General features: G+C 70.8%; 25 protein-coding genes and 2 pseudogenes. 16 read left to right on the top strand and 11 right to left on the bottom strand.

Annotated elements, in window-relative coordinates:
* Positions 1–261 precede the first annotated feature (261 nt).
* Both IE273_RS11515 and IE273_RS11510 read left to right on the top strand, forming a co-directional pair.
* Positions 262–1,488, top strand: coding sequence for a PP2C family protein-serine/threonine phosphatase (locus IE273_RS11515; RefSeq protein WP_189815049.1), 1,227 nt, complete (start codon positions 262–264; stop codon positions 1,486–1,488).
* Between the two features lie 301 nt (positions 1,489–1,789).
* Positions 1,790–2,365: an AMIN-like domain-containing (lipo)protein gene (locus IE273_RS11510; protein ID WP_189815048.1), complete on the top strand. Its 576-nt coding sequence runs from the start codon at positions 1,790–1,792 to the stop codon at positions 2,363–2,365.
* Between the two features lie 73 nt (positions 2,366–2,438).
* Here IE273_RS11510 and IE273_RS11505 read toward each other — a convergent pair whose 3' ends face one another.
* Positions 2,439–3,116, bottom strand: a complete 678-nt coding sequence (locus IE273_RS11505) for a response regulator (RefSeq protein ID WP_189815047.1) — start codon at positions 3,114–3,116, stop codon at positions 2,439–2,441.
* Complete coding sequence (locus tag IE273_RS11500) at positions 3,104–4,291, bottom strand: sensor histidine kinase (RefSeq protein ID WP_229887162.1); 1,188 nt, start codon at positions 4,289–4,291, stop codon at positions 3,104–3,106. Before IE273_RS11500 ends, IE273_RS11505 begins: the two co-directional genes overlap by 13 nt.
* 170 nt (positions 4,292–4,461) lie before the next feature.
* Here IE273_RS11500 and IE273_RS11495 point away from each other — a divergent pair, with 170 nt between their 5' ends.
* The gene (locus IE273_RS11495) at positions 4,462–4,722 is read left to right on the top strand and encodes a hypothetical protein (protein WP_229887161.1); all 261 of its coding nucleotides are present in this window, start codon (positions 4,462–4,464) and stop codon (positions 4,720–4,722) included.
* A gap of 29 nt (positions 4,723–4,751) precedes the next feature.
* Entirely contained in the window at positions 4,752–5,492 is a 741-nt protein-coding gene (locus tag IE273_RS11490; protein WP_189815323.1) for a polysaccharide deacetylase family protein, read from the top strand.
* 259 nt (positions 5,493–5,751) lie between these two features.
* Here the strand turns inward: IE273_RS11490 and IE273_RS11485 are convergent.
* Positions 5,752–6,348 (bottom strand): annotated as a pseudogene (locus IE273_RS11485) (NAD(P)-dependent oxidoreductase); the annotation flags it as partial.
* 299 nt (positions 6,349–6,647) lie between these two features.
* Between IE273_RS11485 and IE273_RS45090 the strand changes: the two are divergent.
* A complete protein-coding gene (locus IE273_RS45090; RefSeq protein ID WP_373309323.1) occupies positions 6,648–7,103 on the top strand; it encodes a DUF2690 domain-containing protein in 456 nt (151 codons plus the stop codon).
* A 124-nt stretch (positions 7,104–7,227) separates the two neighbouring features.
* On the opposite strand, the gene IE273_RS11475 is transcribed toward IE273_RS45090, so the two are convergent.
* The 3 genes from IE273_RS11475 to IE273_RS11465 form a co-directional block, all read right to left on the bottom strand.
* A complete protein-coding gene (locus IE273_RS11475) occupies positions 7,228–7,509 on the bottom strand; it encodes a hypothetical protein (RefSeq protein WP_189815045.1) in 282 nt (93 codons plus the stop codon).
* A gap of 438 nt (positions 7,510–7,947) precedes the next feature.
* On the bottom strand, positions 7,948–8,442 hold the full coding sequence (locus IE273_RS11470; protein ID WP_189815044.1) for a PaaI family thioesterase: 495 nt from the start codon (positions 8,440–8,442) through the stop codon (positions 7,948–7,950).
* A gap of 25 nt (positions 8,443–8,467) precedes the next feature.
* Entirely contained in the window at positions 8,468–9,655 is a 1,188-nt protein-coding gene (locus IE273_RS11465) for an aminotransferase-like domain-containing protein (protein WP_189815043.1), read from the bottom strand.
* 547 nt (positions 9,656–10,202) lie between these two features.
* On the opposite strand from IE273_RS11465, the gene IE273_RS11460 reads away from it, so the two are divergent.
* The 8 genes from IE273_RS11460 (at position 10,203) to IE273_RS11425 (ending at position 18,111) form a co-directional block, all read left to right on the top strand.
* The gene (locus IE273_RS11460) at positions 10,203–10,922 is read left to right on the top strand and encodes a Phenylacetic acid catabolic protein (RefSeq protein ID WP_229887159.1); all 720 of its coding nucleotides are present in this window, start codon (positions 10,203–10,205) and stop codon (positions 10,920–10,922) included.
* A gap of 85 nt (positions 10,923–11,007) precedes the next feature.
* On the top strand, positions 11,008–12,120 hold the full coding sequence (locus tag IE273_RS11455; RefSeq protein ID WP_189815042.1) for a radical SAM protein: 1,113 nt from the start codon (positions 11,008–11,010) through the stop codon (positions 12,118–12,120).
* A gap of 58 nt (positions 12,121–12,178) precedes the next feature.
* Positions 12,179–12,424 carry a phosphopantetheine-binding protein gene (locus IE273_RS11450; protein ID WP_189815041.1) on the top strand — a complete coding sequence of 82 codons (246 nt, stop codon included), beginning with the start codon at positions 12,179–12,181 and terminating at the stop codon, positions 12,422–12,424.
* Positions 12,417–13,631, top strand: a complete 1,215-nt coding sequence (locus IE273_RS11445) for a beta-ketoacyl-[acyl-carrier-protein] synthase family protein (protein ID WP_189815040.1) — start codon at positions 12,417–12,419, stop codon at positions 13,629–13,631. The genes IE273_RS11450 and IE273_RS11445 overlap by 8 nt, the downstream gene beginning before the upstream one ends.
* Positions 13,632–13,652: 21 nt before the next feature.
* Positions 13,653–14,462 (top strand): enoyl-ACP reductase FabI, encoded by an 810-nt coding sequence (fabI, locus tag IE273_RS11440; protein ID WP_189815039.1) that lies wholly within the window; start codon positions 13,653–13,655, stop codon positions 14,460–14,462.
* Entirely contained in the window at positions 14,459–15,400 is a 942-nt protein-coding gene (locus IE273_RS11435) for a beta-ketoacyl-ACP synthase 3 (protein WP_189815038.1), read from the top strand. The genes fabI and IE273_RS11435 overlap by 4 nt, the downstream gene beginning before the upstream one ends.
* Positions 15,397–16,293, top strand: a complete 897-nt coding sequence (locus IE273_RS11430; protein WP_189815037.1) for an alpha/beta hydrolase family protein — start codon at positions 15,397–15,399, stop codon at positions 16,291–16,293. Before IE273_RS11435 ends, IE273_RS11430 begins: the two co-directional genes overlap by 4 nt.
* 285 nt (positions 16,294–16,578) lie before the next feature.
* Positions 16,579–18,111 carry a long-chain-fatty-acid--CoA ligase gene (locus tag IE273_RS11425; protein WP_189815036.1) on the top strand — a complete coding sequence of 511 codons (1,533 nt, stop codon included), beginning with the start codon at positions 16,579–16,581 and terminating at the stop codon, positions 18,109–18,111.
* Between the two features lie 123 nt (positions 18,112–18,234).
* On the opposite strand, the pseudogene IE273_RS11420 reads toward IE273_RS11425, so the two are convergent.
* Positions 18,235–18,447, bottom strand: a pseudogene (locus tag IE273_RS11420) (WhiB family transcriptional regulator); the annotation flags it as partial.
* An 89-nt stretch (positions 18,448–18,536) separates the two neighbouring features.
* Between IE273_RS11420 and IE273_RS43410 the strand changes: the two are divergent.
* A complete protein-coding gene (locus IE273_RS43410; protein WP_229887158.1) occupies positions 18,537–18,719 on the top strand; it encodes a LysR substrate-binding domain-containing protein in 183 nt (60 codons plus the stop codon).
* Positions 18,720–19,092: 373 nt separating this feature from the next.
* On the opposite strand, the gene IE273_RS11410 is transcribed toward IE273_RS43410, so the two are convergent.
* Both IE273_RS11410 and IE273_RS11405 read right to left on the bottom strand, forming a co-directional pair.
* Positions 19,093–19,485: a hypothetical protein gene (locus tag IE273_RS11410; RefSeq protein WP_189815034.1), complete on the bottom strand. Its 393-nt coding sequence runs from the start codon at positions 19,483–19,485 to the stop codon at positions 19,093–19,095.
* A gap of 19 nt (positions 19,486–19,504) precedes the next feature.
* Positions 19,505–19,876: a hypothetical protein gene (locus tag IE273_RS11405; protein ID WP_189815033.1), complete on the bottom strand. Its 372-nt coding sequence runs from the start codon at positions 19,874–19,876 to the stop codon at positions 19,505–19,507.
* 166 nt (positions 19,877–20,042) lie between these two features.
* Between IE273_RS11405 and IE273_RS11400 the strand changes: the two genes are divergently transcribed.
* On the top strand, positions 20,043–22,832 hold the full coding sequence (locus IE273_RS11400; RefSeq protein WP_189815032.1) for an AfsR/SARP family transcriptional regulator: 2,790 nt from the start codon (positions 20,043–20,045) through the stop codon (positions 22,830–22,832).
* 165 nt (positions 22,833–22,997) lie between these two features.
* Here the strand turns inward: IE273_RS11400 and IE273_RS11395 are convergent, their stop codons facing one another.
* Positions 22,998–23,420 carry a hypothetical protein gene (locus IE273_RS11395; RefSeq protein WP_189815031.1) on the bottom strand — a complete coding sequence of 141 codons (423 nt, stop codon included), beginning with the start codon at positions 23,418–23,420 and terminating at the stop codon, positions 22,998–23,000.
* Positions 23,421–23,477: 57 nt separating this feature from the next.
* On the opposite strand from IE273_RS11395, the gene IE273_RS11390 reads away from it, so the two are divergent.
* The gene (locus IE273_RS11390) at positions 23,478–23,915 is read left to right on the top strand and encodes a glutaredoxin domain-containing protein (protein WP_189815030.1); all 438 of its coding nucleotides are present in this window, start codon (positions 23,478–23,480) and stop codon (positions 23,913–23,915) included.
* A 170-nt stretch (positions 23,916–24,085) separates the two neighbouring features.
* On the opposite strand, the gene IE273_RS11385 is transcribed toward IE273_RS11390, so the two are convergent.
* A complete protein-coding gene (locus IE273_RS11385) occupies positions 24,086–24,727 on the bottom strand; it encodes a hypothetical protein (RefSeq protein WP_189815029.1) in 642 nt (213 codons plus the stop codon).
* Positions 24,728–24,904 lie beyond the last annotated feature (177 nt).

The following is a 24,904-nucleotide window of genomic DNA, read 5'->3' as shown; positions in this document are numbered from 1 at the left end:
CGGGGCGGCCCGGTGGCCGTCTTGTGCGAATACAGCATCCTTGCAGGTCAGGCCCGGGGATAGAGCCACCAGGCCGGCGATGACCGATCGCACTTACGTCGGCCGCCGCGAAGAAACGCGCTCAGTCCTGGCGTAGGGCCGGCCGGGCGACTGCCGGGCCGGGACCGTCAAAACGGCGGCGCCGCCGGCGGACCGGAGGCGCGCGTCGAGTGGCGGAACCAACTGGAGGCGTGAGAGAACGGGATCAGTGTGAGACTGGGCATGGAAGGGGTGATCCCCGTGCCGGACCCACCAGACGCGCCCTCCGATCCCGACCCCGCCGTAAAGGGGAATGGTTGGGAACAGCTGATCACCGAGGCGCAAACGGCCCTGCCGGTCGAACTGCCTGCCCTGGTCGACCGGTGCGCCTCAGCCCTCGGCCTGGGCGCCGCGCTGATCTACCTCGCGGACCTGCAACAACGGCTGCTCATCCCACTCGACGAGGCTCTGGAATCGCTCCCGGTGGACCGCTCGTCGGCCGGCTGGGCGTACCGCACGATCTCCCCGCGTGTGGTCGATGCTGATGACGGCTTGATCGTCTGGATGCCGCTGCTCGACGGTGCGGAGCGGCTTGGTGTACTGGCGGTGCGCGTCACCTCGCTCGACGGGGTGCTGATGCGCCGCGCCCGGATGCTGGCCCACCTGTTCGCCATGATCATTTCTTCCAAGCGTGCCTACAGTGACTGGCTCGCTGCCCGTACCCGCACCGCACCCATGGGGTTGCCCGCCGAGATGGTGCGAGCCTTCCTGCCACCCCGCACCATCGGCAGCAGCAGGTGCGTCTCGACCGCGGTCCTGGAACCGGCGTACGGCATCGCCGGCGACGCCTTCGACCACACCGTGGTCAAGCACGAACTGCACACGATGATCCTCGACGGCATGGGTCACGATCTGGTCGCCGGCCTCACCACGTCGGTCGCCATGGCGGCGGCGCGCAACACCCGCCGCGGCGGTGGCGACTTGGCCGACATCGTCGGCTCCGTCGACCAGGCGCTCGCCCAGTGGCTGCCCGACCACTTCTGCACCGGTGTGCTGTGCCGACTCGACACTGAGACGGGGGTGCTGCGCTGGGTCAACTGCGGTCATCCCCCACCGCTGCTGATCCGTGACGAGCGGGTGCTCGCCGGGGCGCTCGACAGTTCCCCGCAGCCGCCGCTCGGCCTCGCGGGCCCGCTCGCCCCGGCAGCCCGGCAGATCCACGAGACGAAACTGGAACCGGGCGACTGCGTTCTGCTCTACACCGACGGCGTCGTGGAGGCCCGGGACGCGAACGGTGCGGAGTTCGGCCTCGACCGGTTCACCGAATTCATCATCCACTCCAACGTCGCCGGCCAGCGCCCGGCCGAGGTACTGCGGCTGCTCATCCACGCCATTTGCGATTACCAGCGCAACCAGCTGCGGGACGACGCGACCATCCTGCTCTTCGAATGGCGGCCACGACCCCAGTAACCCGGTACGCGCCGAGCCTCACCGTTCCCAGCACTACGGCGACCCGCCCCCACCGTGCCGCGACGGAAGTCCGGTGACGGGCACCCGTAGCTTCGCCGAGTCCACCGGTGGCACGCTCGACGACGAGACGTACCTGGTGGCGGCCTGATCGTCATGCCCGCTGTACGGACAGCGCCGCAGGGGGATCTCACGGACGGCAAGATTCCCCATTTGCCCCTGTCTGGCGTACAACCTTCCCGTGCGGCGGGCCGTCTCACCCGGCATCAGGGTTCCGCGACCAAGCTCGACCAAGGGGGACAGGATGCGACGTATCAAAGCGGCAGCGGCGGTGCTCGCGCTCGCGGGCGCCACGCTGTGGACGGCGGCGGGCACCGCGGGTGCGGCCCCGGCGGAGGGACCGCGCGCGGCGGTGGCCTGCCCGACGGGCTGGGGCAGCGGCGCCAGGACCGGTACCGCCATGGGGGCCGATCACCTGGAGGACATCAGGACCGGACAGCACGAGTGCTACGACCGCATCGTGTTCGACGTGCCCGGCGGCGGCGACCGGATCGGCTACCAGGTCCAGTACGTGGACCGGTTCTCCGCGGACCCCTCGGGCGCGTACATACCCGTCGCCGGCGGGGCGATCCTCGACATCCGCGTCGGCGCGTGGAGCTACGACCTGGAGGCCGGCGCGCCGACCTACCCGGGGAAGGTGGGCGAGGCCCTGCCCGGCGTGGACATCAGCGGGTACAGCACCTTCCGGGACACCCGGTTCGGCGGCACCTTCGAAGGCCAGACACAGGTCGGCCTCGGCGTACGCGCCCGACTGCCCTTCCGCGTGACCCGGCTGGACGACAGGGTCGTCGTCGACGTGGCCCACAGCTGGACGAGTTAGCCCACACCCGGCCCGGCGAGGGACGCCACAGTCCTCGCGTCCCTCGCCGCCCGGCTCGATCCTGTACCGCGGGTCAGACCAGGCCGGCGCGGTACACCAGGAGGGCGATCTGGACGCGGTTGTTGAGGCCGAGTTTGGTCAGGATGTGAGACACATGTGCCTTCACCGTGGGCAGGCTCATGAAACACGCGGTGGCGATCTCCGCGTTCGTCTTCCCTTCGGCGACGGCGATCGCCACCTCCCGCTCCCGGGGCGCCAGCAGGTCCAGCATCGCTTCGGCCTCCGTACGCCGGGTGCGGCGCTCCGGACCGGGATCCGCCGCCGGGGCGGTGACCGCGGTGATCAGCTGCTTGACTGCCGCTGACGACAGAACGGGCTCACCGGCCATCACATTGCGCACGGCGGCGACGATCTGCTCCGGCGGGGTGTGTTTGAGCACGTATCCGGCGGCCCCGGCGCGCAACGCGTCCAGGATGTAGCCGTCGCCGGTGAAGGTGGTGAGGATCAGCACCTCGGGTGGGTCGGCGCGTCGGCGCAGCGCCGCGGTGGCGGCGAGACCGTCCATCCTGGGCATACGTATGTCCATCAGGACGAGGTCGGTGTCGTGCGCGTCGACGAGGGACTCCACGTCGACGCCGTCGGCGGCCTCCGCGACGACCTCGATGTCGGAGGCCGCCGACAGCATCAGCCGCAGGCCGGAGCGGACCAAGGGATCGTCGTCGACGACGGCCAGGCGGATCACGTCGTCCATGGCAGCCAGATCTCAAGGCGGAATTCGGTGGGGGTCTTCTGGTGGTGCAGGCGCCCGCCGGCGAGGTCCACCCGTTCTGCCATGCCGATCAGACCCTGGCCCGAGCCCGGTGCGGGCCGGGCGGGACCGACCGGCAGGGGATTGGTGACGGCGATGGCCAGTCCCGCCCTCGCATCCCCGGTCAGGGTCACATGCACAGGGGTGCCGGGCGCGTGCTTGCGATGATTGGTCAGGGCTTCCTGAAGCAGCCGGTAGGCCGTCCGGCCGACGGACGGTGACATGGTGTGCGGCTCGTCGAGCCGCTGCCGCAGACGGAGCTCGACGCCTGCCGCCCGCGTCTCCTCCACCAGATCCGTCACCTCGGACAGCGTGGGCTGTGGAGGCTCGGTGTGATCAGCGACCGTCGGGGCACGCAGTACGCGCAGGACATCCTGAAGATCCTCCAGCGCCTGATTGGCGCTGCTCCTGACGACGCCGAGCGCGTCGGCGAGTTGCTCCGGCAGCATGTCACGGTTGTACTCCAGCGCGCCGGCGTGCATGGACAGCAGCGACAGACGGTGTGCGAGCACGTCGTGCATCTCCCTGGCGACTTCCTCCCGGGCTCGCTGCTGCGCCAGCCGCGCGTGTGTGACCGCCTCGGCTTCCGCACGCAGCGCCCTGTCACGCAGCCCGGCGACGGCCAGGCCCCATCCGACGGTGCCCGCGACGAGCGTGACGGTGGAGAGGACGGTCGCCAGCCCCCGCAGACCCAGGTACGGCGTGCACGCGATGTGGAACGCCAGCGGAACCAGCACGGCGGCGGTGACCCACCCGGTGATCCGGGCGGAGCACGTGTTCGCGACGGTGAAAAGACAGACCAGCACCGGGACGGCGAGGGGCCATCCCGCGCTCAGCAGGACCAGGACGAGGGTCAGGGCCACAGGCTGTCGTCTGCGCAGCGCCAACGCCGCGCATGCCAGCAGGGGGACGACGCTGCCCCGTGTGACGGATTCCCAGGCGAACGGAAGTGACCGGCTCAGTGCCCCCTCCAGAGCTCCGCCGGCGAACTGCGGATAGACCGTCAGCCCTTCCTGCCTCGCCCGGGCCACGAGCAGCGTGAGACCGGCGCCGGCGGCGGCCACAGCCAGATCCACGGCTCTTGGATGCGCCCGCCACGCCTGTCGTATCTCCGTCACGAGAGCAACCGTAGGCGATCCGCCCGCCGGGATCGTCGCCTCCGCGTCCCCGACGACTCCTTCTATACCAAAGTATAGGTACGGCCACCGGTGGCTCATTCTTTGGAACACGTGCAGCAACAGACTCTTTGCCGATTCCACGGCGCCCGCGAGTTCCTACCTTATTCGGCATGGAAACAAGTGACATTCGCAAGGCATTGTCCGCTGGTCGTGGAATCCCGGCGGTCTGCGTCGTGATCGGCCTCTGTCTGACGGTGGCCGGCGTCATCGGCCTGACGGAGCGCGTGCTCGCACATCTCTCCGTGCTCCTGGGACAGTTCCCCGCCGCAGGTGAGGTGTTGCCCCTGCTCCTGGGCCTGGCATTCGTCGCAGTCGCGGTTCTCGCCCGTCGCCGGACGCGCACCGCGACACAAACGGGGGCGGAGCAGTGAACCTGCGACGACACACCCTGCGCCGGGGCATGCTCACCCTCGTCGCGGGCGCCTGTCTGTTCGCGGGCACGGGATGCAGCACACTGCACGGCGTCACCTCCCCGCGCAGCGCACGCGAGGAAGCGACCGCCACCGAACCGGCGCCGAAGGGCGAGCGACCTGACTGTGACGTACTCAAATGCGTCGCGCTCACCTTCGACGGCGGCCCGAGCAAGCCCACTCCGAGGCTGCTGGACATCCTGAAACAGAAGAAAGTCCATGCCACCTTCTTCCTGCAAGGGAAAGGCCATACGGACACCTATCCCGAAACCGTTCGACGCATGGCGCGAGAAGGCCACGAAATAGCGAACCACACGTGGTCCCACAAGGTACTCACCGAGCTGGACCCGAAGGCGATGGCCGCGGAGATGACCCCTGTGCAGGAGGAGGTACGCCGCATCACCGGCCACGCCCCCCGGCTGATGCGCCCTCCGCAGGGCCGGACCGACGACAAGGTCTCCGCGGTGATGAAGAAGCTGGGTCTGGCGCAGATCCTGTGGAGCGTCACCGCCAAGGACTACGAGACCACGGACACGGCCCTGATCGAACGGCGGGTACTGGACCAGACGGACCGGGACGGGATCATCCTGCTGCACGACCGCTACAAGGGCACCGTTCCCGCCGTGCCGGGCATCATCGACGAACTGCACGAACGTGGCTACACCATCGTCACCGTCTCCCAGCTCATGGCCCCCGCGTCGCCCCAGCCCGGCAGGGTGTACCGACCATGACCGACCCGGGGCCTCCCACGGCGGGCGCACATCCGGCCAACAGGCACGGCAGCCGACGTAGCCGGTCGGTCCGGCTTCACTGTGGGCGTCGCGACCATGTCGACGGCCTGGTGCCGCTCGCCGCCGGCACCTCAGCCGCCGCCACTGACGAGGCTCCGACGGCGGGCCCACCACTCGGCGGGCCCGCCGCACGTACACCTCGGCACCTGCGCCGCCCCCCGTCCGGCGCGGTAGGTGCCTGCCGGGGAATGCTCCATGCTCAGAGAGATCGCGCAGTTCCGGCGTCGGATCGGCGGGCGAGTGCGGGAACATGCCCCGCGCGCGTCATCCTCACCGACGAGGAACACCGCCGATGGGGCGCCCCCTCGGCGTAGCGCCGCAGCCGCCTGAGGAAATCCCGGGAGGCATCCTCGAAGACGTCCGTGAACGCTCCGACGTGCGGGGTCAGCAGCGCGCCGGGCAACTGCCACAGGGGGTGCCCGGCGCGCAGCGGCTCGGGGTCGGTGACGTCGAGGGCGGTCGGCAGCCGACCGCTCGCCACCTCTCTGACCAGCGCGTCGGTGTCGACGAGTTCACCACGGCCGACATCGACGACTATGGCGCCGTCCGGCAGCAGGGCGAGGGTCCGTGTGTCGAACATGGCACGTGTCCGGTCGGTCGCCGGCGCGCACAGGACGACCGCGTCCACGGCCGGGAGGAGGCCGTGGAGGGCTTCGGCGCCGTGAACCACGCCCTCCGCGGTGGTGCGGGGCGTGCGGGCGAGCCGGACCACCGTGCAGCCGAACACCCCGAGCCGTTCGGCGACGGCCCGGCCCACCGGCCCCTGCCCCACCACCAGGACGAACTTGCCGCCGAGACTCGTGAGACCGCGCGGCTTCCTGCCGGTCGAGGGCCGTCTTCGCGGGCTGGGGGCGGTGGGTCAGCGTGGACAGGCAGACCGGCCTGTGGGTGGCGAACAGGCTGTCGCCCGGTAAGGCGCGGACAGCGGTTCGGGGCGACCTTACGGCCCCGTGGAGGCCAACTTCGCGCAGGTCATGGCCCGCACATCACTCCGGGGGGTGGTTTGCCCGTGCCGCTGTTGTGGGCGCTCCACCCGGGTGGCTATCAAATGGAACGTCATACGCCGGATGCAGTCATCCGCGCGTTCTTCCCGGTATGCCGAAGGGACACCGCATGGCCGTTCGCCGCTCAGCCCTCTCCTCCCTCACCACCGCAGTTCTCGCATCAGCGCTCCTGCTCGCCCCCGCCCTGCCCGCCGCGGCAGCAGCGCCGACCTCATGCAGGGGATCCTCATGTACGGGGAAGAACCCCCAGAGCGAGGGATGCGGCTCCGGCGCCAGGGTCATCGACCGGGTGCAGCCGGCGGGCGGTGGGCCGGAGGTGGAGCTGCGGAACTCGTCCCGGTGCAGCGCCGCTTGGGCGCGAATCCAGAAGGCCAACAGCAACTGGCGGTTCAAGATCGAGATTCGGCGCGGGAACTCGTACACGGCGAACGCCTCGCCCTCCTACGCCGCGTACACACAGATGGTCGGGTCGAGCAACGCCTATCGAGCCTGCGTGGAAATCTACGACGGCCAAGGGGGCAGTTGGTCCTGCACCGGCTGGCACTGACCCGCAAGGCGGGTTGGCGATGGGAAGGCGGCGAGTCCGCCTGGCCGGAGCGAGGCTGGATCGCACTCGGGGTACGTCTTCCCGCCGACAGCAGACCGGGCCCGTGCCCGGTGAGGGGCGGTGGTCAGTCGGCCTGGCCGGTGTGCCAGGGGTGGCCTTCGGCGACCATGCCGTCGGAGGCCCAGCAGAACAGCGGGAATTCGAGGGCGTGAAGCGCCTTGCGGGCTTCCACGATGTTCGGCTTCTCGCCGGTGACGTCCTGGACGAGGTCGCGGACGTAGTGGAGTGTGACGCCGACGAGGACGTACCAGCTTCCCGGCAGCCCAGTGGTGTGGTGGAGGGGGATGCGCCGGGAGGCAGCTGCCTCGACCTGCTCGCGGGTGAACGTGCTCAGCGTGGTAGTCATGTGACCACTCCTGGAATGCAACATCTATCGAATGGCGTGCTGATGGTACCGATGCCACGGGCACACCGAACGACGGCGCCCACGCCATGCCGGCCCGTCAGGTGCGGTCCGGCGGCACCGGTAGCCCGCCACGGCTGAGCGAGCAGAGCCCACCGGCGCGGACCGCGGTGCACACGACGATTCCGAGCCGCCTGTGAGAAGGTCCGCGGCAGTCCCGGCCGACCCGTACTCCGGTCGATCACATGCGGTGGCGATCACGATCTGCCCGGCACTCCGGCACTCCGGCGCTCCCGCGCGGCGTCGAGTCGGTTGTCGTCCAGCGGGGCCGGTGATGTCCGTCAGCGGATCACCGGCCCCTGCCGCTGCGGCACGGGACTCCAGCCCACGATGCCTCAGGCGAACGGGAACAACCCCACGCCCCCGTGTCACTCCCGGCAGCTACTCGGTGGTCCCGCCGGTCGTGTCGTCCTCCCTCCGCGGGTCGGGCCGGTGGGCTGCCGGGGGCACGGAGTAGGTGACCGTTGCTGTGGCGGCCAGGGTGCCGGCGTTGTCGCGGAGTTCGGCCAGGACGACACAGAGGCTCTTGCCGAACTTGGCCATCTTCGCGTGCGTATGGAGTCGGCCGGGGCGGGGACGGCTGAGGTAGTTGACCTGGAGCGAACTGGTCAGGGCCATGAGGGTGGGCCGGCCCAGGCGGGCGTTGATGAGGAGGAAGGCGGCCAGGTCGACGAGGGCGGCCTGTTCGGGGCCGGAGATGGTGCCGCCGGGGCGGGTGCGGAGACGGGTGCCGTCGGCCTCCATGGTGAGGTGGGTCGTAGTCGCCTCGGTGACGTGGCAGGCGGCATAGTCCTCGAAGTCCCGCGCGACCATCTCGTTGAGCGCGGCCGGAGTCATCGGGGCGTCGTCAACCAGGGTGGCCGACTCGATGGGCATGGGGATCCCTTCTGGGACGCGCGGGTTACGCGAAGGTCTTGGCCAGACGGCGCAGGCCCTCGTTGATCTCGTCGGGAGAGTGCGTGGTGAAGGAGAGGCGCAGGGCGGCCGGGTCGGGGGTGCCGGCGAAGAACGGGGCCCCGGGGACGTAGGCCACCTCGTGGCTGATGGCGACCTGGAGGAGCTGGGTGGCGTCGTGGCCCTCGGGCAGTCTGACCCAGACGAACATGCCGCCGGCCGGGTGGTTCCAGCGGCTGCCGAAGGGCAGCGCGGTGGGCAGGCCGCCCAGGAGGGCGTCGCGGCGTTCCCGGTAGGCGTCGCTGATGGTCCGGATGTGAGCGTCCAGGTCGCTGTCGCGCAGGTAGCGGGCGGCCACGGCCTGGTCGACGGTGGAGGTGTGCAGGTCGGCGGCCTGCTTGGCGATGACGCAGGACCGGCGGATGGCCGCGGGGGCGCGGAGGTAGCCGAGGCGCAGGCCGGGGGCCATGATCTTGGAGAAGGAACCGAGCAGGATGGTGCGGTCGGACGCGGCGGGGGACGCGGCGACCCAGGGCACCTGCTCACCGTCGTAGCGGAGTTCGCCGTAGGGGTCGTCCTCGACGATCCAGAAGCCGTGCCGGGCTGCGGCCTCGGCGACGGCGGTGCGCCGCGCGGCCGGGAGTGTGCGACCGGTGGGGTTCTGGAAGGTGGGGACCAGGTAGAGCAGTTTGGCCGGTTCGCGCGCGGCGATCTCGTCCAGGGCCTCGGGAATGATGCCGTCGTCGTCGGTGGGGACGGGGACGACACGGGCGCCGGCGAAGCCGAAGGTCTGGAGGGCGGCCAGGTAGCAGGGGTCCTCGACGAGCACGACGTCGCCGGGTTCCAGGGCGGTCGTGGTGATGAGGGTGAGGGCCTGCTGCGAGCCGGTCGTGATCACCAGGTCGTCGGAGTCGGTCGGCAGCGCGCGTGCCGTGAGGCGCTGCGCGATGGCCTCGCGCAGATCGGCGTCACCCTCGGTGGTGGAGTACTGGAGGGCTCGGCGCGGGCCGTCGGCCAGTACGCGGTCGAAGGCGGCCCTGAAGCCGTCGATGTCGAACAGTTCCGGAGCCGGAAGTCCCCCCGCGAAGGAGATCACTTCGGGGCGTGCAGTGAGCGACAAGATGTCCCGGACCGGCGAGGAAACGACGTTGGCCAGGCGGGAAGCGACTGCGGGCGGGGGAACAGGAGGCTTCATGCGGCAAGCATATAGAGATCCAGGTGGCTGTCCAGGCCATGGATGGGGCGGGAGGCATTGCGTGAGAACAGCCGGATCCGCCCGCTCCGGTTCTTCTCCGGCTCAGTATTCGAGACTTCCATGCCGTATCGGGGGGTTGTGTACGGGAGCGCTTGACTTGTTTTCGGCGATGGAGTCCGGACGCGCGTACCGGTTGCGGAGGGGGAATCGTCGCCGCAGGTGGGCGGTGGTGGATGGATCGCTTTCCGTGGGGGAGTGGGGGGTCCTCCTTCGCGGTGAGGGGAGGAGAAGGGGTGCGATCCCGACATCTTTCGACGGCACGTCGGCCACGTTGGCCGAGAGTTTTCCATTGATTGGCCGACTCGGATGTGTCTATCGTCGGCCCATCCTGCCGGAAGAACGGTATTGACCGGCGGCACGGACAGTCGAAAACGGAAACGGGGGTTCCGTTCGGGCCGTGCACAATCCCCGTCCGTATTTTCCTCCACCGAGTTGGGCGATCTCGCGTGCCCGGACTCGGTGAGACGAGTGAGGGGCAGAAACGCGCATGTCATTCACCATTCCGAGCGATGAGGTCGTCGTCGTTCGAACTCCCGAGGAATTCCTCGCGATGCCCGAGGACTACCGGGAGATCGCGATCCGGGGAATGATCGTCAACACCGAAGGTGAACTCTCGGGCGGCGACGACTACGTACAGGTCTTCCTGCCGCTGGCACCGAACGCCGAGGAGCGGCAGGTCTGCGCGGAACGAGCGGTCGAGGAGTACGACCACTACAAGATCGGCAAGCGCATCCTCGGCGACATCGGCATCGACACGGCCTACATGGAGAAGCAGACGCTGGCCGAGCGGAAACTCTTCGCGGGCCACGAGTTCCACGAGTGCACCACCTGGGCCGAGCGCGGCATCTTCTCCTACATCGGTGAGGAGACGGCGATGGTGATGATCTCCGAGTTCGCGCAGAGCAGCTACAAGCCGTGGGCCGAGGCCGTCCGCACCATCATCCTCGACGAGAAGGTCCACATCGCGCACGGGGCGCGCGTCTGCCGCAACCTGGCGGCGACGGACGAGGGCCGCGAGGAGCTACAGGGGGCGCTGGACCGGCTGTGGCCCGGTTTCGAGCGCATCTTCGGCAGCTCGCGGTCCGAGCGCTCCCGCATGGCCGTCCGTTACGGGCTGCGGCAGACGACGAACGGGCAGGCGCGGGACATCTGGCGGGAAAAGGTGACGCCGCGCATCAAGAACCTGGGGCTGAAGGTTCCCGAGTAGGGCGGGACGCGCCCGGAGTGCCGCGTGCCGGAAGCGAACACATCAGCGCGTTCCGACGATCCCCGAGGACGAGGAGCACCTCCCCATGGCAACACCTGTCACGATCGGCAAGCGCCCCCTCACCCGTAGGGAGGCCAAGGAGCGCACGGCCGCTCTGCTGGCGGAGCGGCCGGACCTGGCCGACCGGCTGCACCGGCTGCGCCGGCTCGGACGTACCGTCCGCTCGTGCGAGGTCCACCTGACCAACACGTGCAACATCCGCTGCAAGGGCTGCTGGTACTTCGAGGGCGGCTTCGACACGGCGGTCAAGGAACTGTCCGACGTCGACAAGATCAAGGCGTTCGCCCGGAAGCTGCGCGACGACGGCGTCAACCAGGCGACGCTGATCGGCGGCGAACCCACGCTGGTCCTGCGCCGGGTGGAAGCGTTCGTCGAGGAGCTTCCCTACATCACCATCTCCACCAACGGGCTGCGGCCGATGCCCATGCAGGGCTTCGAGCACATCGCGGTCGCCGTGAGCATCTTCGGCGGCGGACCGCTGGACGACGACCTGCGCGCCATCCGCGTCAACGGGTCCAAGTTCACCGGCCTGTTCGACACCGCGCTGTCCCACTACCGCGATGACCCCCGGGTGCTGTTCATCTTCGCGCTCTCCGAGGCCGGCCTGCCCCACCTGGAACCGACGGTCCGGAAGATCGCGGACAACGGCAACATCGTTACGTTCAACTTCTACAGCGAGCACGGCTCCGACCACCCGATCCAGATCGAGAACGAGCGCCGGGTCCTGGAGGAGGCGCTGCGGGTCAAGGAGCTGTACCCGCAGACGGTGGTGAGCCACCCGTACTTCATCCGCACCCTCATCACCGGCACCTCCCACTGGGGCGCCCGTTTCGGGTACGACGTCTGCCCGAGCCTGAGCGTGGACCACCCGGCCCACGAAGAGCGCGTCGCCAACGGCAATCCGGTGATCCCCGGCTTCGCGGCCTGGGGCGCCGATTACGAGTCGCTGCAATTCTGCTGTACCTCCGGCGACTGCGGCGGCTGCCGGGACAGCCAGGCCGTCTACAGCTGGCTGGTGGTCAGCGCCCACCGGTTCCTGGACAGCGCGGAGCGGCTGGAGGAGTGGCTGGACATCACGGAGAGCTACTGGCGGCAGTGGCACTGGTCGCCGTTCCACGCCGCCAAGGCGGCGGCGTAGCCCGCGAAGCAAGCGGCTCACACCCCACGACGTCCCGCACGAGAAGGGCCCATCACCCATGCTTGACCACGCCGCGATCGACAAGTTCGTCAAAGACGCCCTGGTGGAACTCGGCGTCGACGAGGCGGACATCTTCCCGGAAGCCGCGCTCGACGACCTGGAGATCGACTCGCTCGACATGGTCGAACTGGCGCAGACGATCAAGAAGGACCTGGAGGTCCCGGTGAAGCCGAAGGACTTCGACGGCGTCGACACGGTCGGTCAGGTCCTCAAGCTCTGCTACCAGAAGGCCGGACTTGAGTGACGCCGTGACGGGGGCGGTGGTGACGGGCTTCGGCGCGGTCACCCCGCTCGGTGTCGGCGCCGACGCGCTGCACGAGCGGGCCGTCGCCGGGGAGAGCGCACTGCACGACGGGCTCGGCTCCTGCCACGGCTTCCGCGCCGTGGACCACCTCTCCCGTCACCTCGTACGCCGCACCGACCGTTTCACCCAGTTCACGCTGGTGGCGGCGGACGAAGCGCTGACGCGGGCCGGCTGGACCCCCGGTGACATCCCGTACGACGCCGCGCGCGTCGCCTGTGTCATCGGCTGCGGGCTCGGCGGCACGGCCAGCTTCGAGGCGCAGGGCCCGGTCATCGCGGAGCAGGGTGCCGAGTACGTGTCGGCGTTGATGGTGCCGCAGATGATGGCCAACGCCGCCGCGTCGCACCTGTCGATGCGGTACGGCTTCAAGGGCGAGTCGCTGTGCGTGGCCTCCGCCTGTAGCAGCGGTGCGCAGGCCATCGGTACAGGGCTGCGGCTGCTGGCCACGGGTGCGGCGGACGCCGTCGTGGTGGGTGGTGCGGAGGCGTCGACGTCGGAACTCGTCAGCGCCGCCTTCCGCAACGCCGGGGCGCTCTCCCCCACCGGCCGCTGCCTGCCGTTCGACGCGGACCGGGACGGCTTCGTCATCGGAGAGGGCGCGGGCGTCCTCGTCCTGGAGACGGCCGGCGGCGCCGCCCGGCGCGGGGCCGAGGCCCTCGGCGCCGTACGCGGCTATGGCGCCACCTCCGACGCCCACCACCTCACCGCCCCCGACCCCGGCGGCGGCCCGGCCGCCGAGGCCGTCACCCAGGCCCTGCGCCAGGCCGGGACGGCACCCGGAGAGCTGGACTACCTCAACGCCCACGGCACCGGCACCCTCCTCAACGACCGGCTGGAGTGCGACGCCCTGCGCCTCGCCCTCGGCGGCGACGCCCTGGCCCGCATCCCGATGTCGTCCAGCAAGGGCAGCCTCGGACACCTCTTCGGGGCGGCCGGAGCGGTGGAGGCCATCGCCACCTTGCAGGCGCTGCGCCACGGTGTGGCGCCTCCGACCGCCGGTCTGCGGCAGCCGGACGAGCGGCTCGGCGAGCTGGACCTGATCCGGACGGCACGCGAACTGCCCGGCGGCGACCGGCCGCGGGCGGGCCTGTCGACGTCGTTCGGTTTCGGCGGCCACAACGCGGCGCTCGTGCTCTCCACCCCCTGACAGAGGAAAGGCCACAGCGTGATGCTCGGTTTCGAAGGACGCCGCTATCTCGTGACGGGGGTCCTCAACGACGACTCCATCGCCTGGCACACCGCCAAGGCACTCCAGGAGACGGGCGCCGAGGTACTGCTGACCGGGTTCGGCCGGACGCGACGGATCACCGAGGCCGCGGCGGCCGGATTGCCGCGCCCCACCGACGTCCTGGAACTCGACGTCACCCGGCCGGACGACCTCACCCGGCTGGCCAAGGACCTGGAGAGCCGGTGGGGCGCGGTCGACGGCGTCCTGCACGCCATCGCCGCCGCCCCCCGGGCCGCACTGAGCGGCAACTTCCTCACCACCCCCGTGGAGAGCGCCACCCACGCTCTGCACACCGCGGCCGTCTCGCTGCACGGGCTCACCGTCGCCCTGGCCCCGCTGCTGGCCAGGAACCGGGGCAGCGTCGTCGGGCTGGACTTCGACTCCTCCGGCGCCTGGCCCGGCTACGACTGGATGGGCGTCAGCAAGGCCGCGCTCGGTGCCGTCTGCCGCTATCTCGCCCTCTACCTCGGGGACAGCGGCATCCGCGTGAACCTCGTCGCCGCCGGACCCGTCGAGACGGTCGCGGGGTCGGCCATCAGCACCTTCGACACCATCGCCGACCGCTGGGAGCAGGAGGCGCCGCTCGGCTGGGACCGCGCGGACGTGCGGCGCCTCACCGGGCCCGTCCTCTTCCTGCTCTCCGATCTCGCCGCCACCGTCACCGGTGAGATCGTGCACGCCGACGGCGGTATGCACGCCGTCCGCATGGGCGTGGGCGGCCAGACCTTCCGGAAGGAGGCCGCACGATGACAGCGGCGATCACCGGCATCGGGGCCGCACTGCCCGAACGCACCGTGCCGAACAGCCACTTCGAGGCGATCGGTTCGTCCGACGAGTGGATCGTCAAACGGACGGGGATCAGGGAACGCCGCTTCCTGGCCGAGGACGGCCGGCTCGCCGACCTCGCCGTCACCGCCGCCCGAACGGCGCTGCGGCAGGCCGGCCGGGACGCCGCCGATCTGCGTCACATCGTCGTCGCCACGACCACCCCCGACCGGACGACGCCCGGGCTGGCGGTGGAGGTGGCCGCACGACTCGGCACCCCCCAGGCCGCCGCCTTCGACCTGCACGCGGCCTGCGCCGGATTCGTCTACGCCCTGGACCACGCGACGGCGCTCATCGAGTCCGGGCGGGCGGAGGCCGTCCTCGTCTGCGGGGCGGAGGCGCTGACCCGCATCACCGACGCCGCGGACCGGTCGACGGCCGTCCTGCTCGGAGACGGCGCCGGCGCCGTCGTCCTCACCGACCTCCCGGACGCCCCCGTCGCCCCCGCCTTCCACCTGGCCTCCGACGGCGAACACATCGGACTGCTCTTCGCCGACCGCCACGAACGCAAGCTCCGCATGGACGGCCCGGAAATCTTCGTCCACGCCGTGGACAAGATGAGCGACGCCACCCGGCGGGTGCTGGAGCGGAGCGAGCTGACCTGCGACGACGTCGACCTGTTCGTCGCCCATCAGGCCAACGCCCGCATCGTGAAGGCCGTCGGCAAGGAGATCGGGGTGCCACCCGAGCGTCTGTTCCTCAACGTCGACCGGGTGGCCAACACCTCCTCGGCGTCCATCCCCATCGCCCTGGCCCACGCCCAGGAGGACGGCCGGCTCGGGCCGTCCGGGGTGCTGGGCGTGGCCGCCTTCGGCGCGGGCATCACCTGGGGCGCCGGCGTGGTCGGCTGGCGGCTGGGGTGAGCGCCAGGCGACCCCGTCTGCCGCTGCTGGGCGACATCACGGCCCCCGACGGCGCGCGGCTCACCGTACGGGTGCAGGCGCGGGACGACGACGCGGGTGCCCCCGTCGTCGTCCTGCTGCCCGCCATGGGGATGCCCGCGCGCAACTACGTCCCGTTGGTGCGGGCGCTGCACCGGCAGGGCATGACGGTGGTGACGACGGACCTGCGCGGGCAGGGCGAGAGCGTACCGGTGCCGGCGCGTGGTGTCCGGTTCGGCTACCGCGAGATCGTCGAGCACGACATCGGGGCCGTGCTCGACGTCGTCGACGCCGCCTACCCCACGGCCCCGCGGCTGCTGCTCGGGCACAGCCTGGGCGGGCAGCTGGGGCTGGTGCACTGCGGGCTGTTCCAGCCGTCGCGCCTCGACGGCGTCGTGCTCGTCGCCAGCGGCTCCGCCTGGTACCGGGCACTGGGACGGAACGGGGCGCACTGGCTGGTGCGCGGTCAGCTCAGCGCCGCCGGGGCCGGGATGCTCGGGTACTGGCCCGGGGACCGGTTCGGGTTCGGCGGGCGGCAGCCGGCAGGGCTCATGCGGGACTGGGCACGCCAGATGCGCACCGGCCGCTACACCGTGCCCGGGGCGCACGCGGACTACGAGCGCGCACTGCGGGCGGTGACGCTGCCCGTGCTCGCCGTCGACGTCGAGAACGACACCCTGGCGCCGCCGACCGCCGTGGACCACCTGTGCGCCAAGATGCCCGCCGCCCGCATCGAACGCCTCCACTACACGAGCGCCGACGCCGACCACCGCCCACTGGACCACTTCCGCTGGATACGGCACCACGGCGGTCTCGTCGAGCGCATAGGGGCCTGGGCGGCGCAGGTCACCACCGCCTCGGGCCGGGCGGCCTGATGCCGGGGGAGGCGCCGCCGTCGGGTGGGATGCGGGCGGCGCGGGAGGAGTCGCTGCCGTCAGGGTGCGACGCGGGCGGCCGAGAACGCGGGCGGCGCGGGTCGCCACCGCGCCTCGGGCCGGGCGGCGTAGGCAAGGTCCGCTGCCGGGTGCGCGCCCCGGCCCCCGGGTCTCCCGCCCGTGTGCTGCACAACCTCCGGCCGGTGACGGGCTGTCGGCAACCGTGATCGACCTGAGTCGCTGACGCCCGTTCCCCGTCGACCCGTCGTACCGGAGGATCCCCCGATGCACCCCGAGCCCTCGCACGACCCCGGCACCGTTCCGGCCCTGCTGGCCCGCGGCGCCGCCGCGTACCCCGATCGTCCGGCCCTGCGGCTGGACGCGGACGAGCTGACGTTCGCCGAGCTGGACGACCTCAGCTCCCGCGCCGCCGCCCAGCTCCGCGCCCTGGGCACGGCACCCGGGGACCGCATCGCCGTCCTGCTGCCGAACAGCCCCGTCTTCGCGGTGCTGTACTACGGCATCCTGCGCGCCGGGGCGATCGTCGTCCCGCTCAATCCGTTGCTGAAAGCCGGGGAGATCGAGCACTGCCTCAAGGATGCCGAAGCCGCCCTCCTCTTCTCCTGGCACCAGGGCGCGCAGGAGGCGGTCGAAGGCGCCCGCCGGACCGGCACCCCGCACCTCGTGGTCGAACCGGAAACCTTCCTCGACGGATTGCGGGCCCATCGTCCGTCGGCGCACGACGAGCCGCGCTCGCCCACCGACTCCGCCGTCGTCCTCTACACCTCCGGAACCACCGGCAGCCCCAAGGGCGCCGAACTCACCCACCACAACCTGCGCCGCAACGTCGACGAGGGGGTGCGCGTGCTCCGCCTGGGTCCCGCCGACGTCATCTTCGGCGGACTGCCGCTCTTCCACTCGTTCGGACAGGTCATGGGGCTGAACTGCGCGGTGTCGGTGGGCGCCTGCCTCACCCTGCTGGCGCGCTTCACACCGGCGGACGCCTTCTCCGTGATCGAACGGGACCGGGTGACCGTCTTCCTGGGCGTCCCGACGATGTACACGCTGATGCTGCGGCTGGCACAGAGCCCCGAGTCCGAGCCGTACGACCTCTCCACCTTGCGTGTCGGCCTGTGCGGCGGCTCCCCGCTGCCCGTGGAGGTGCTGCACGCGTTCGAGAAGACGTTCGCCTGCGCCGTACTGGAGGGGTACGGGCTCTCGGAGTCGTCGCCACTCGCCTGCGTGAACCGCATCGACCGCGAGCGCGTCGCGGGCACGATCGGCATTCCGATCGACGGCGTCGAGATGCGCGTCGTCGACCGCCAGGGCAGGGAACTGCCCGACGGAGAGGTCGGCGAGATCGTCATCCGTGGGCACAACGTCATGCGCGGCTACTGGCACCGGCCGCAGGCGACCGCCGAGACCATACGGGACGGCTGGCTGCACACCGGTGACCTCGGGACCCGGGACGCCCGGGGGGACTTCCGGATCGTGGACCGCATCAAGGACCTCGTCATCCGCGGCGGGTACAACGTCTATCCGCGGGAGGTGGAAGAAGTCCTCTACACCCATCCGGCGGTCGCGGAGGCGGCCGTCATCGGAGTACCCCACGACGTCCACGGCCAGGAGGTCGCCGCCGCCGTGGTGCTGCGCGCCGGGACGTCCGCCACGCCGGACGAGCTGCTCGGCTACGTCCGTGAACGGGTCGCGCCCTTCAAGTACCCGCGCATCGTGTGGATCACCGACTGCCTGCCGAAGGGCCCCACCGGCAAGATACTCAAGCGCGAGATCGTCCGGCCCGAGCCGGACCTCGGCTGAGGCGCCTGATCCTGCCGCGCCCGGCTCCCACGGGCCAGGGCGGGAAGCCGAAGCCAGCTGACCGGCTCTCGACGGCCACACCTGTCGCCTCCGGCACGGGACGAGAGGGAGCGGACGACTGCCTCACCCGCGACTGCGATCGGCCTCGGACAGGCCGCCCCACACGCCGTAGTGCTCGCGCGTCTCCAACGCCATCCGCGCGCACTGCTCCCGAACCGGGCATCCCCCGCACACGCGGCGTGCCCGCTCCTCACGCTCTCGGCGGAGGCGACCGCGCTCGCCCGTGGGGGAGTAGAAGACGGAGCTGTCCATGCCGCGGCAGGCGGCGAGACGCTGCCCGGAAGAAGTGCGGCGAGCATCTCAGGGCCAGGGCCAGGGCCAGGGCCAGGGCCAGGGCCAGGGCCATCAAGAGGTACCACGTCCAGTTGCTGGTCCCCGCCGGTCACCCGCTGGCCGATCACAAGAGCGTGCGCTTGAAGGACGTCGCCGGGGAAGCGTTCGTCGACATGCCCACGGGGTTCGGCCAGCGCCAGATCGTCCACGACGCGTTCACCAGAGCGAAGTGCGGCCTGTTCCCCTCGCGGACGCCGATCTCTCCTGGACACTGACAGCGGTCGTCTCGGCGACGCGTCCACCGACGCGCGCGCTGCACGCCTTCCTCGACCTCATCCCGCACCACGTCAGGCGCGACCGCGTGTTCTGACCGCATCGCTGCACTCGGATCACCGCCCGGGTATCCCCGAGTTGGCGCGGCCGGCTTCGCCCAGCTCGGCTGCGTCGCCAATGTCGTTGGCCGCCGCCGGTCTTCCGCCACCGCCCGTCCTCGCCCACGCTGCGCCACGAGCCGAACTCCGTGCTGGGCAGCGCGCCGAACTCCGTGCTGGGCATGAGCGCCAGGAACGAACCGTGCGACGCGGTCGCGTCCGGTCCTCCGCCACCCCCGTGGGCGAAGAACCGGACGCGATCAGGCGTGGCGCCGGGTCAGCAGTGCGGTACTTCGGCGGACGGCCGGAAGACGTCCCAGCTGGACCAGCCGGTGACACCGGTGGCGTTGTTGCGGTGGTAGTACCAGCTGATGGTCAGGCTGGGGTTGGCGGCGGGCCCGTCCTGCCAGCAGTAGACGGTCGCTCCCTGCCCCGCGTATCCGAGGCCCTTGATCGTGGACGAGCCGTTGGCCTGGGCCCGGATCCGCACCCCGGTTCCCAGGTAGTCGCCCGGAGCGGCGGCGGCAGCCCGCGGGGCGGTGCCGGACGCGGCGGGGACCCCCTCGGCGGCGCCGGCGGCCGACGCGGGCAGCAGCAAGGCGGCCGTGGTGCCGAAGACGGCGAGGGCGGCGGCGTACAGACGGTGACGGTGACGGATGTGTGAGTTCATGACTGCTCCTGCGGCCGGGTCAGCAGGTGCCGACGGCGAGGTACGGGACGACGACGTCGTACCGGCCCCAGCCGGTCACGTGCGTGGTGTTGTCCGTGTGGTAGTACCACTCCTGGCCTGCCACGACGCGACCGCAGTGGACGGTGACGTCGTGGCTCCCGTAGCCGTAACCGACCGTCGTGGAACTGGTGTTGGGCTGGGTGTGGATGCGAGCACCGTCCACCAGGTAGCGGCCCGGCGAGGACTGGGCGCCGAACGCCTTCGCCGGTGCGGCCGTCGAGTGGGCGGCTGGTGCGGTGTGGGCCGTAGCGGTCCCCGCTCCGGCCGTCAGGAGGGCTGCGACGGCGGTGACGCCGAGCAGTCCGCGAAACAGTACGCCGTGATGAGGCACGATGTGGTCCTTCCCCCTGCGGTACGTGCTGGTCACCCCCCACTGTTCGGTACGCGCCCTGCAAGGAGCTTGATAGTTTCTTGCAGGGGCGCTCAGACCGGTGTCGGGCGGGACGGCCGCGACGGCCGGGCAGGGCCTGGCGAGACCGCGCGGGACGGAGACCGGCATGAGCATCGGATTCACCCTTCTCGGCGATGTGACCATCCGCTCCGGCGGGGCCGACGTCGCCCCCGGATCACCGCGCCAGCGCTGCGTCCTGGCGCTGCTCCTCATCGACGTCAACCGACCCGTGTCCGCGCAGACACTCCTCACACGGGTGTGGGGGGACGATGTCCCGCCACGTGCGATGGCCTCGCTCTACAGCTACGTGTCGCGGCTGCGCGCCCTGCGCTCGGATCCAGGCGACACGGAGCGGTGGGACATCGTGCGGACGCCCGCGGGGTATGTGCTGCGGACCGACAACTCGGCCGTCGATCTGTTCCGTTTCCGCTCCTTGGTCGAGCAGGCACGGGGCGCGAACGACCCTCGGCAGGCCGAGGCCTCGTACGGCCGGGCGTTGGCGCTGTGGCAGGGCGAGCCGTTGGCCGGGCTGCGCTCTCCCTGGCTCGACGCGTACCGCCTCACGCTGGCGGAGGAACACCAGCGGGCCCGGCTGGACTACTACGAGCTTCTGCTGAACCGAGGTCGGCACGTCGACCTCGTCCAGCCCCTCGCCGCGCTCGCCGCCGAGCAGCCACTCGACGAACAGGTGGCCCACCTGCACATGCTGGCCCTCTACCGGACCGGGCAGCCCGCCGCCGCCCTCACCGCCTACGAGCAGTTGCGGCAACGGCTCGTGGAGCGGCTGGGCACCGACCCCGGTCCCCAGTTGCGGGAGCTCCATCAGCGGATCCTCGTCTTCGACGACGCCCTCGCCGCACCTGCGGCCGAGGTGCCCGAACGCCGCACACCGCGCCAACTCCCCGCGTCCCCCTCGGGGTTCGTCGGCCGGGACGACGCACTGCGGCTCCTCGACGCAGGGGAAGGCCGCGCCGACGACACGGCGCCGGACGTCCGTGTGATCGCGGGCATGGCCGGAGTCGGCAAGTCGTGGCTCGCTCTGCGCTGGGCGCACCAGCACGCCGACGAGTTTCCCGACGGTCAGCTCTACGCCCAGCTGAACGGCTTCAGCCCCAGTGTCCGCCCCACCGACCCCGGTGACGTCCTGCACCTGTTCCTGATGGCTCTCGGGGCGGCCGAGAGCGAACTGCCCGCCGACACGGAGGGCCGCGCGGCGCTCTATCGCACGCTGATGGCCCGGCGAAAGATGCTGGTCGTCCTCGACAACGCTCGCGACAGCGCACAGGTCGTGCCGCTTCTGCCGGGAACACCTGGTTGCAGGACGCTCGTGACCAGCAGGAACCGGCTGAGCAGCCTCAAGGTGCGGGCCGGCGCGGACATCGTCGGCCTCGGCGTACTGTCGGCCGCCGAATCGTCGCGGCTCCTGGCCAGCCGGGTGGGAGAAGACCGCGTCGCTTCCGAGCCGGCCCTGCGCGACATCGTCCGCTGGTGCGCCGGGCTGCCGCTGGCCCTCGACATCGCGGCCGCGCACGCGGACGGTCTACCGGGTGCCTCCCTCGACCAGCTCGCCCAGGACCTGCGCGATCCGAGCGCCCGCCTCGACGTACTGGACACCGGTGACGTCTCCGTCAGCCTCCGCGTCCTGTTCGCCGCCTCGCACGCCGCGCTGGACGCGGAACCGGCCCGCGTGTTCGGGCTGTTGGGGCTCCTGCCGCACCAGGACGTGTCCCTGGCCGCGCTGGCCCACTTCATCGAACGTGACCCGACGCGAACCCTGCGCACCATGCGCGTCCTGGAAGAAGCCTGCCTGGTCCGTCAACACCGGCCGGGCCGCTACCAGACGCACGACCTGATCCGGCTGTACGCCGAGGAGCAGGCGACCGGCCTGACCGCCACGCAACGCGACCGGCACACGCGCCGTCTCGTCGGTTTCTACGTGTGCACGGCCCAAGCCGCGCACCGAGTCCTGGAGCCGCACCGCACCGCACAGGACCCACCCTCACTCGACGATCCGGGGCCCGCCCCCCTGGCCTTCGGTGACGCGCAGGCCGCGCTGGCCTGGTTCGACGCCGAGTACGCCTGCCTCCAGGAGGTCATCGCCGTCACCGAACAGCGGGGCACGAGACTGGAGTTGTGCCGCCTGACCTGGGCGCTGCACACATTCCGCTGGCGCCGCGGGCTGTTCGAGGAAAGCATCCGGGCCTGGTACACGGCCCTGGACGCGGCCACCGGCCTGGACGATCCGTCTCTGACGGCTCACACCCGTCAGCGGCTCGGCGTCGCCCTGGCACAGGCGGGGCGCTACGACGAAGCCCTGCCCCACCTCGACGAGGCTCTGGAGCGGTTCCGTGCCGACGGCGGCACCGCGGGCCTCACCCGCACGCACCACTCGCTCGCCGAGGTCCACGTCCGCATCAACGCCTACGAGCGCGCCCTTCCGCACTTCGCGCAGGCGCTGGAGGGATACCGCGCACTCGGGGATCAGGTGGGCGAGTCCAACATCCTGAACGGCACCGGCTGGGCGTTGGCCCGGCTCGGCCGGTACGCGAGCGGCGAGGCACACTGCCTCCAGGCGCTGCCGTTGCTCCAGGTCCACGAGGACGGCGAGGGGCAGGCCGCGACATGGGACACGCTGGCGTACATCGCGCGGCGCACCGGCCGGACGAGTCGTGCCCTGGACGCGTACCAACAGGCTCTCACCCACTTCCGGGCCATCGGCAACGCCAATCGCGAGGCCGACACGTGGGCCTCCCTCGGGGACATGCACGCCGATGCGGGAGACCACGACGCGGCACGTCAGGCCTGGGCGACGGCGCTGGGCCTGTACCGGGACCAGGGCCGGGCGGCGGAAGCACGCGAGGTGACCGCGCGATTGGCGGCACGGACCGGGCCCTGACGGGGACGACTCGGTCGCGGACCGCGGCGATCGACCGCCTGGTAGACGACACCGAGGGCCTTACCCTCACCGGAGAGCCCTACCGCACCCGCCGGTGGCGCGGACCGCCGAACAAGGACAAGGACACCGGACGCCGGTGGGTCACAGGGCCCACCAGCAGTACAGTCACTGGTCGGAAGCCCGAGCGCGCCGAGCCAGTCCGGCCAGGTGCTCCAGAACAGCGGTGGTGGCCTCGGCGCCGACCCCCGTCTGCCGGAGTTCATCGGTCATCGACCACGGCTCGGCGAAGCCGGCGAGGTCGTCCCGCGTCGCCGTGGCGAGGGCATCGACCAGGGTGTCCGACAGGCTGACCACGAACGGCGGGCCGTCTCCCGGCTCTGACAGCAGTTGTCCGGACCGCGGGCGTTCGCCGGCCTCCTCATGGGTGCAGCCGGTCATGACGGCTTCGAGCTGGGCGATCGTGACGACCGGATCGATGTTCTTGAGGAAGACCACGTCGAGTTCCGCCTGCCCCGGCCCTCCCGGAGTCCGGAGGACCGCGACGGCGGCTTCGTCGTCATCGGCGGAGAAGTAGTCGCACAGCGTCATGCCGCCGATTCTGGCATCCACGGCTGACAGTCCGACTCACCGATAGCCTGCACCACCATGATGCGCGCATGGATTCTGCCGGTACTGCTTCTGCTCAGCGGCTCAGCCCTCGCGACTGGGCAGATCTTCAAGGGGAACCCCGGCACAGCCGCAGCACTCCTGCTGGCGTTCCTGGCATTCGCCGGCGTGAACTCGCCCCTGATCTTCCCGAGGTCGATCGGTGCGCGGGAGGCACAACAGCGCAGCGCGGTCGACGGCCGGCCAGTCGTCTTCTGGCGCCCGGGCTGCAAGTACTGCATAAGACTGCGCGTCCGGCTGGGCCGCAGCGCCCGCCGCTTGCATTGGGTCGACATCTGGCGTGACCCGGCAGGAGCCGCAGTGGTGAGGGCAGCCAACGACGGCAACGAGACCGTGCCGACCGTCGTCGTGGCGGGCCGGCCACACACCAACCCCGATCCCGAATGGGTACGCGAACAGCTCTCCCCTTCCGCGTGATCAGAAACCGCGCCCTACGGACGGGCGGCCACACACCCCAGCGGACAGAGGTGGAGGAGGGACGCCCGGGTGGGTCCTGTGAAGGCGCCCGCTGATCAAGTGGCGGAAAATACGCTCGGTGCCTCGAACGAAGGGCAGCTGATGGGTCCCTGTCGCCGGTTGACGCGCGCCTACGGCTTCACCGCGTTCACCCACGGGGCCAGGGCCCCGCGGAACGCCGGGAGGTCCGCGGACAGCCACTCCGTCTTCGATTGCGGCTCTCCGGCGACGAAGGACACCTGGGCGAGGCACGTGTAATGGTCGTCCCCCGGCACCGTCGTGGTGCCGACCTTGCGGCCCGTCTTCGCCTCGTACAACGTGACCTCGTACTGGCCCTGCCGGAAGTAGCGCACGTAGTCGCCGGAATAGCGGCAGGTCTCCACCAGCTTGCCCTTGCCCTTGTTGACGACGCAGGCAACGAGCTGTGCCTTCGCGGGGTCCGGATGATACGTGTCATGGGGCGCGGCGGTCGCCGTCTCGCCCGGTGACGGCAGCGGGGCCTCGGTGGCCCGCAAGGGAGTCGGGCTCGTGGTGGCGAGCAGCACGGGGTGCGGCCCCTTGCCCCGGTACGCCGGCTGGGCCGTCAACAGCGTGGTGGGGCCGCCCTTGTAGCAGTACGCCGCCAGGTCGGAGGCGTCCGTAGCGGTGGGGTGCGCCGCGGCTGTGAGGGTGGCGGAGGCCGGGGTGGTCACGGCGGACGGGGACGGATCCGTCTTGGTGCCGTCACCACCACCGCTGCACGCCGACGCCAGAAACGCGATGCCCACGGTCAAGACAGAAACAGTGCCACGAGTCCTTATCACTGCTGCCCCCTCCGTCTCCATACGTAGACGCGCCTGCCGCGCCGCCGGCTCACCATCCTTGCGGATCAACATCGCCTGATCAAAGGCACTTTGACGGATCCTCCGGCGGCGTCGCCACGCAGGGCGCCTGCCGGGCATGTCCCTCAC

This window comes from Streptomyces olivaceoviridis (genome assembly GCF_014650115.1).
Lineage (GTDB): Bacteria > Actinomycetota > Actinomycetes > Streptomycetales > Streptomycetaceae > Streptomyces > Streptomyces olivaceoviridis.
The sequence above is the reverse complement of the archived record's forward strand: the minus strand, read 5'-3'. Positions and strand labels throughout refer to the sequence as shown.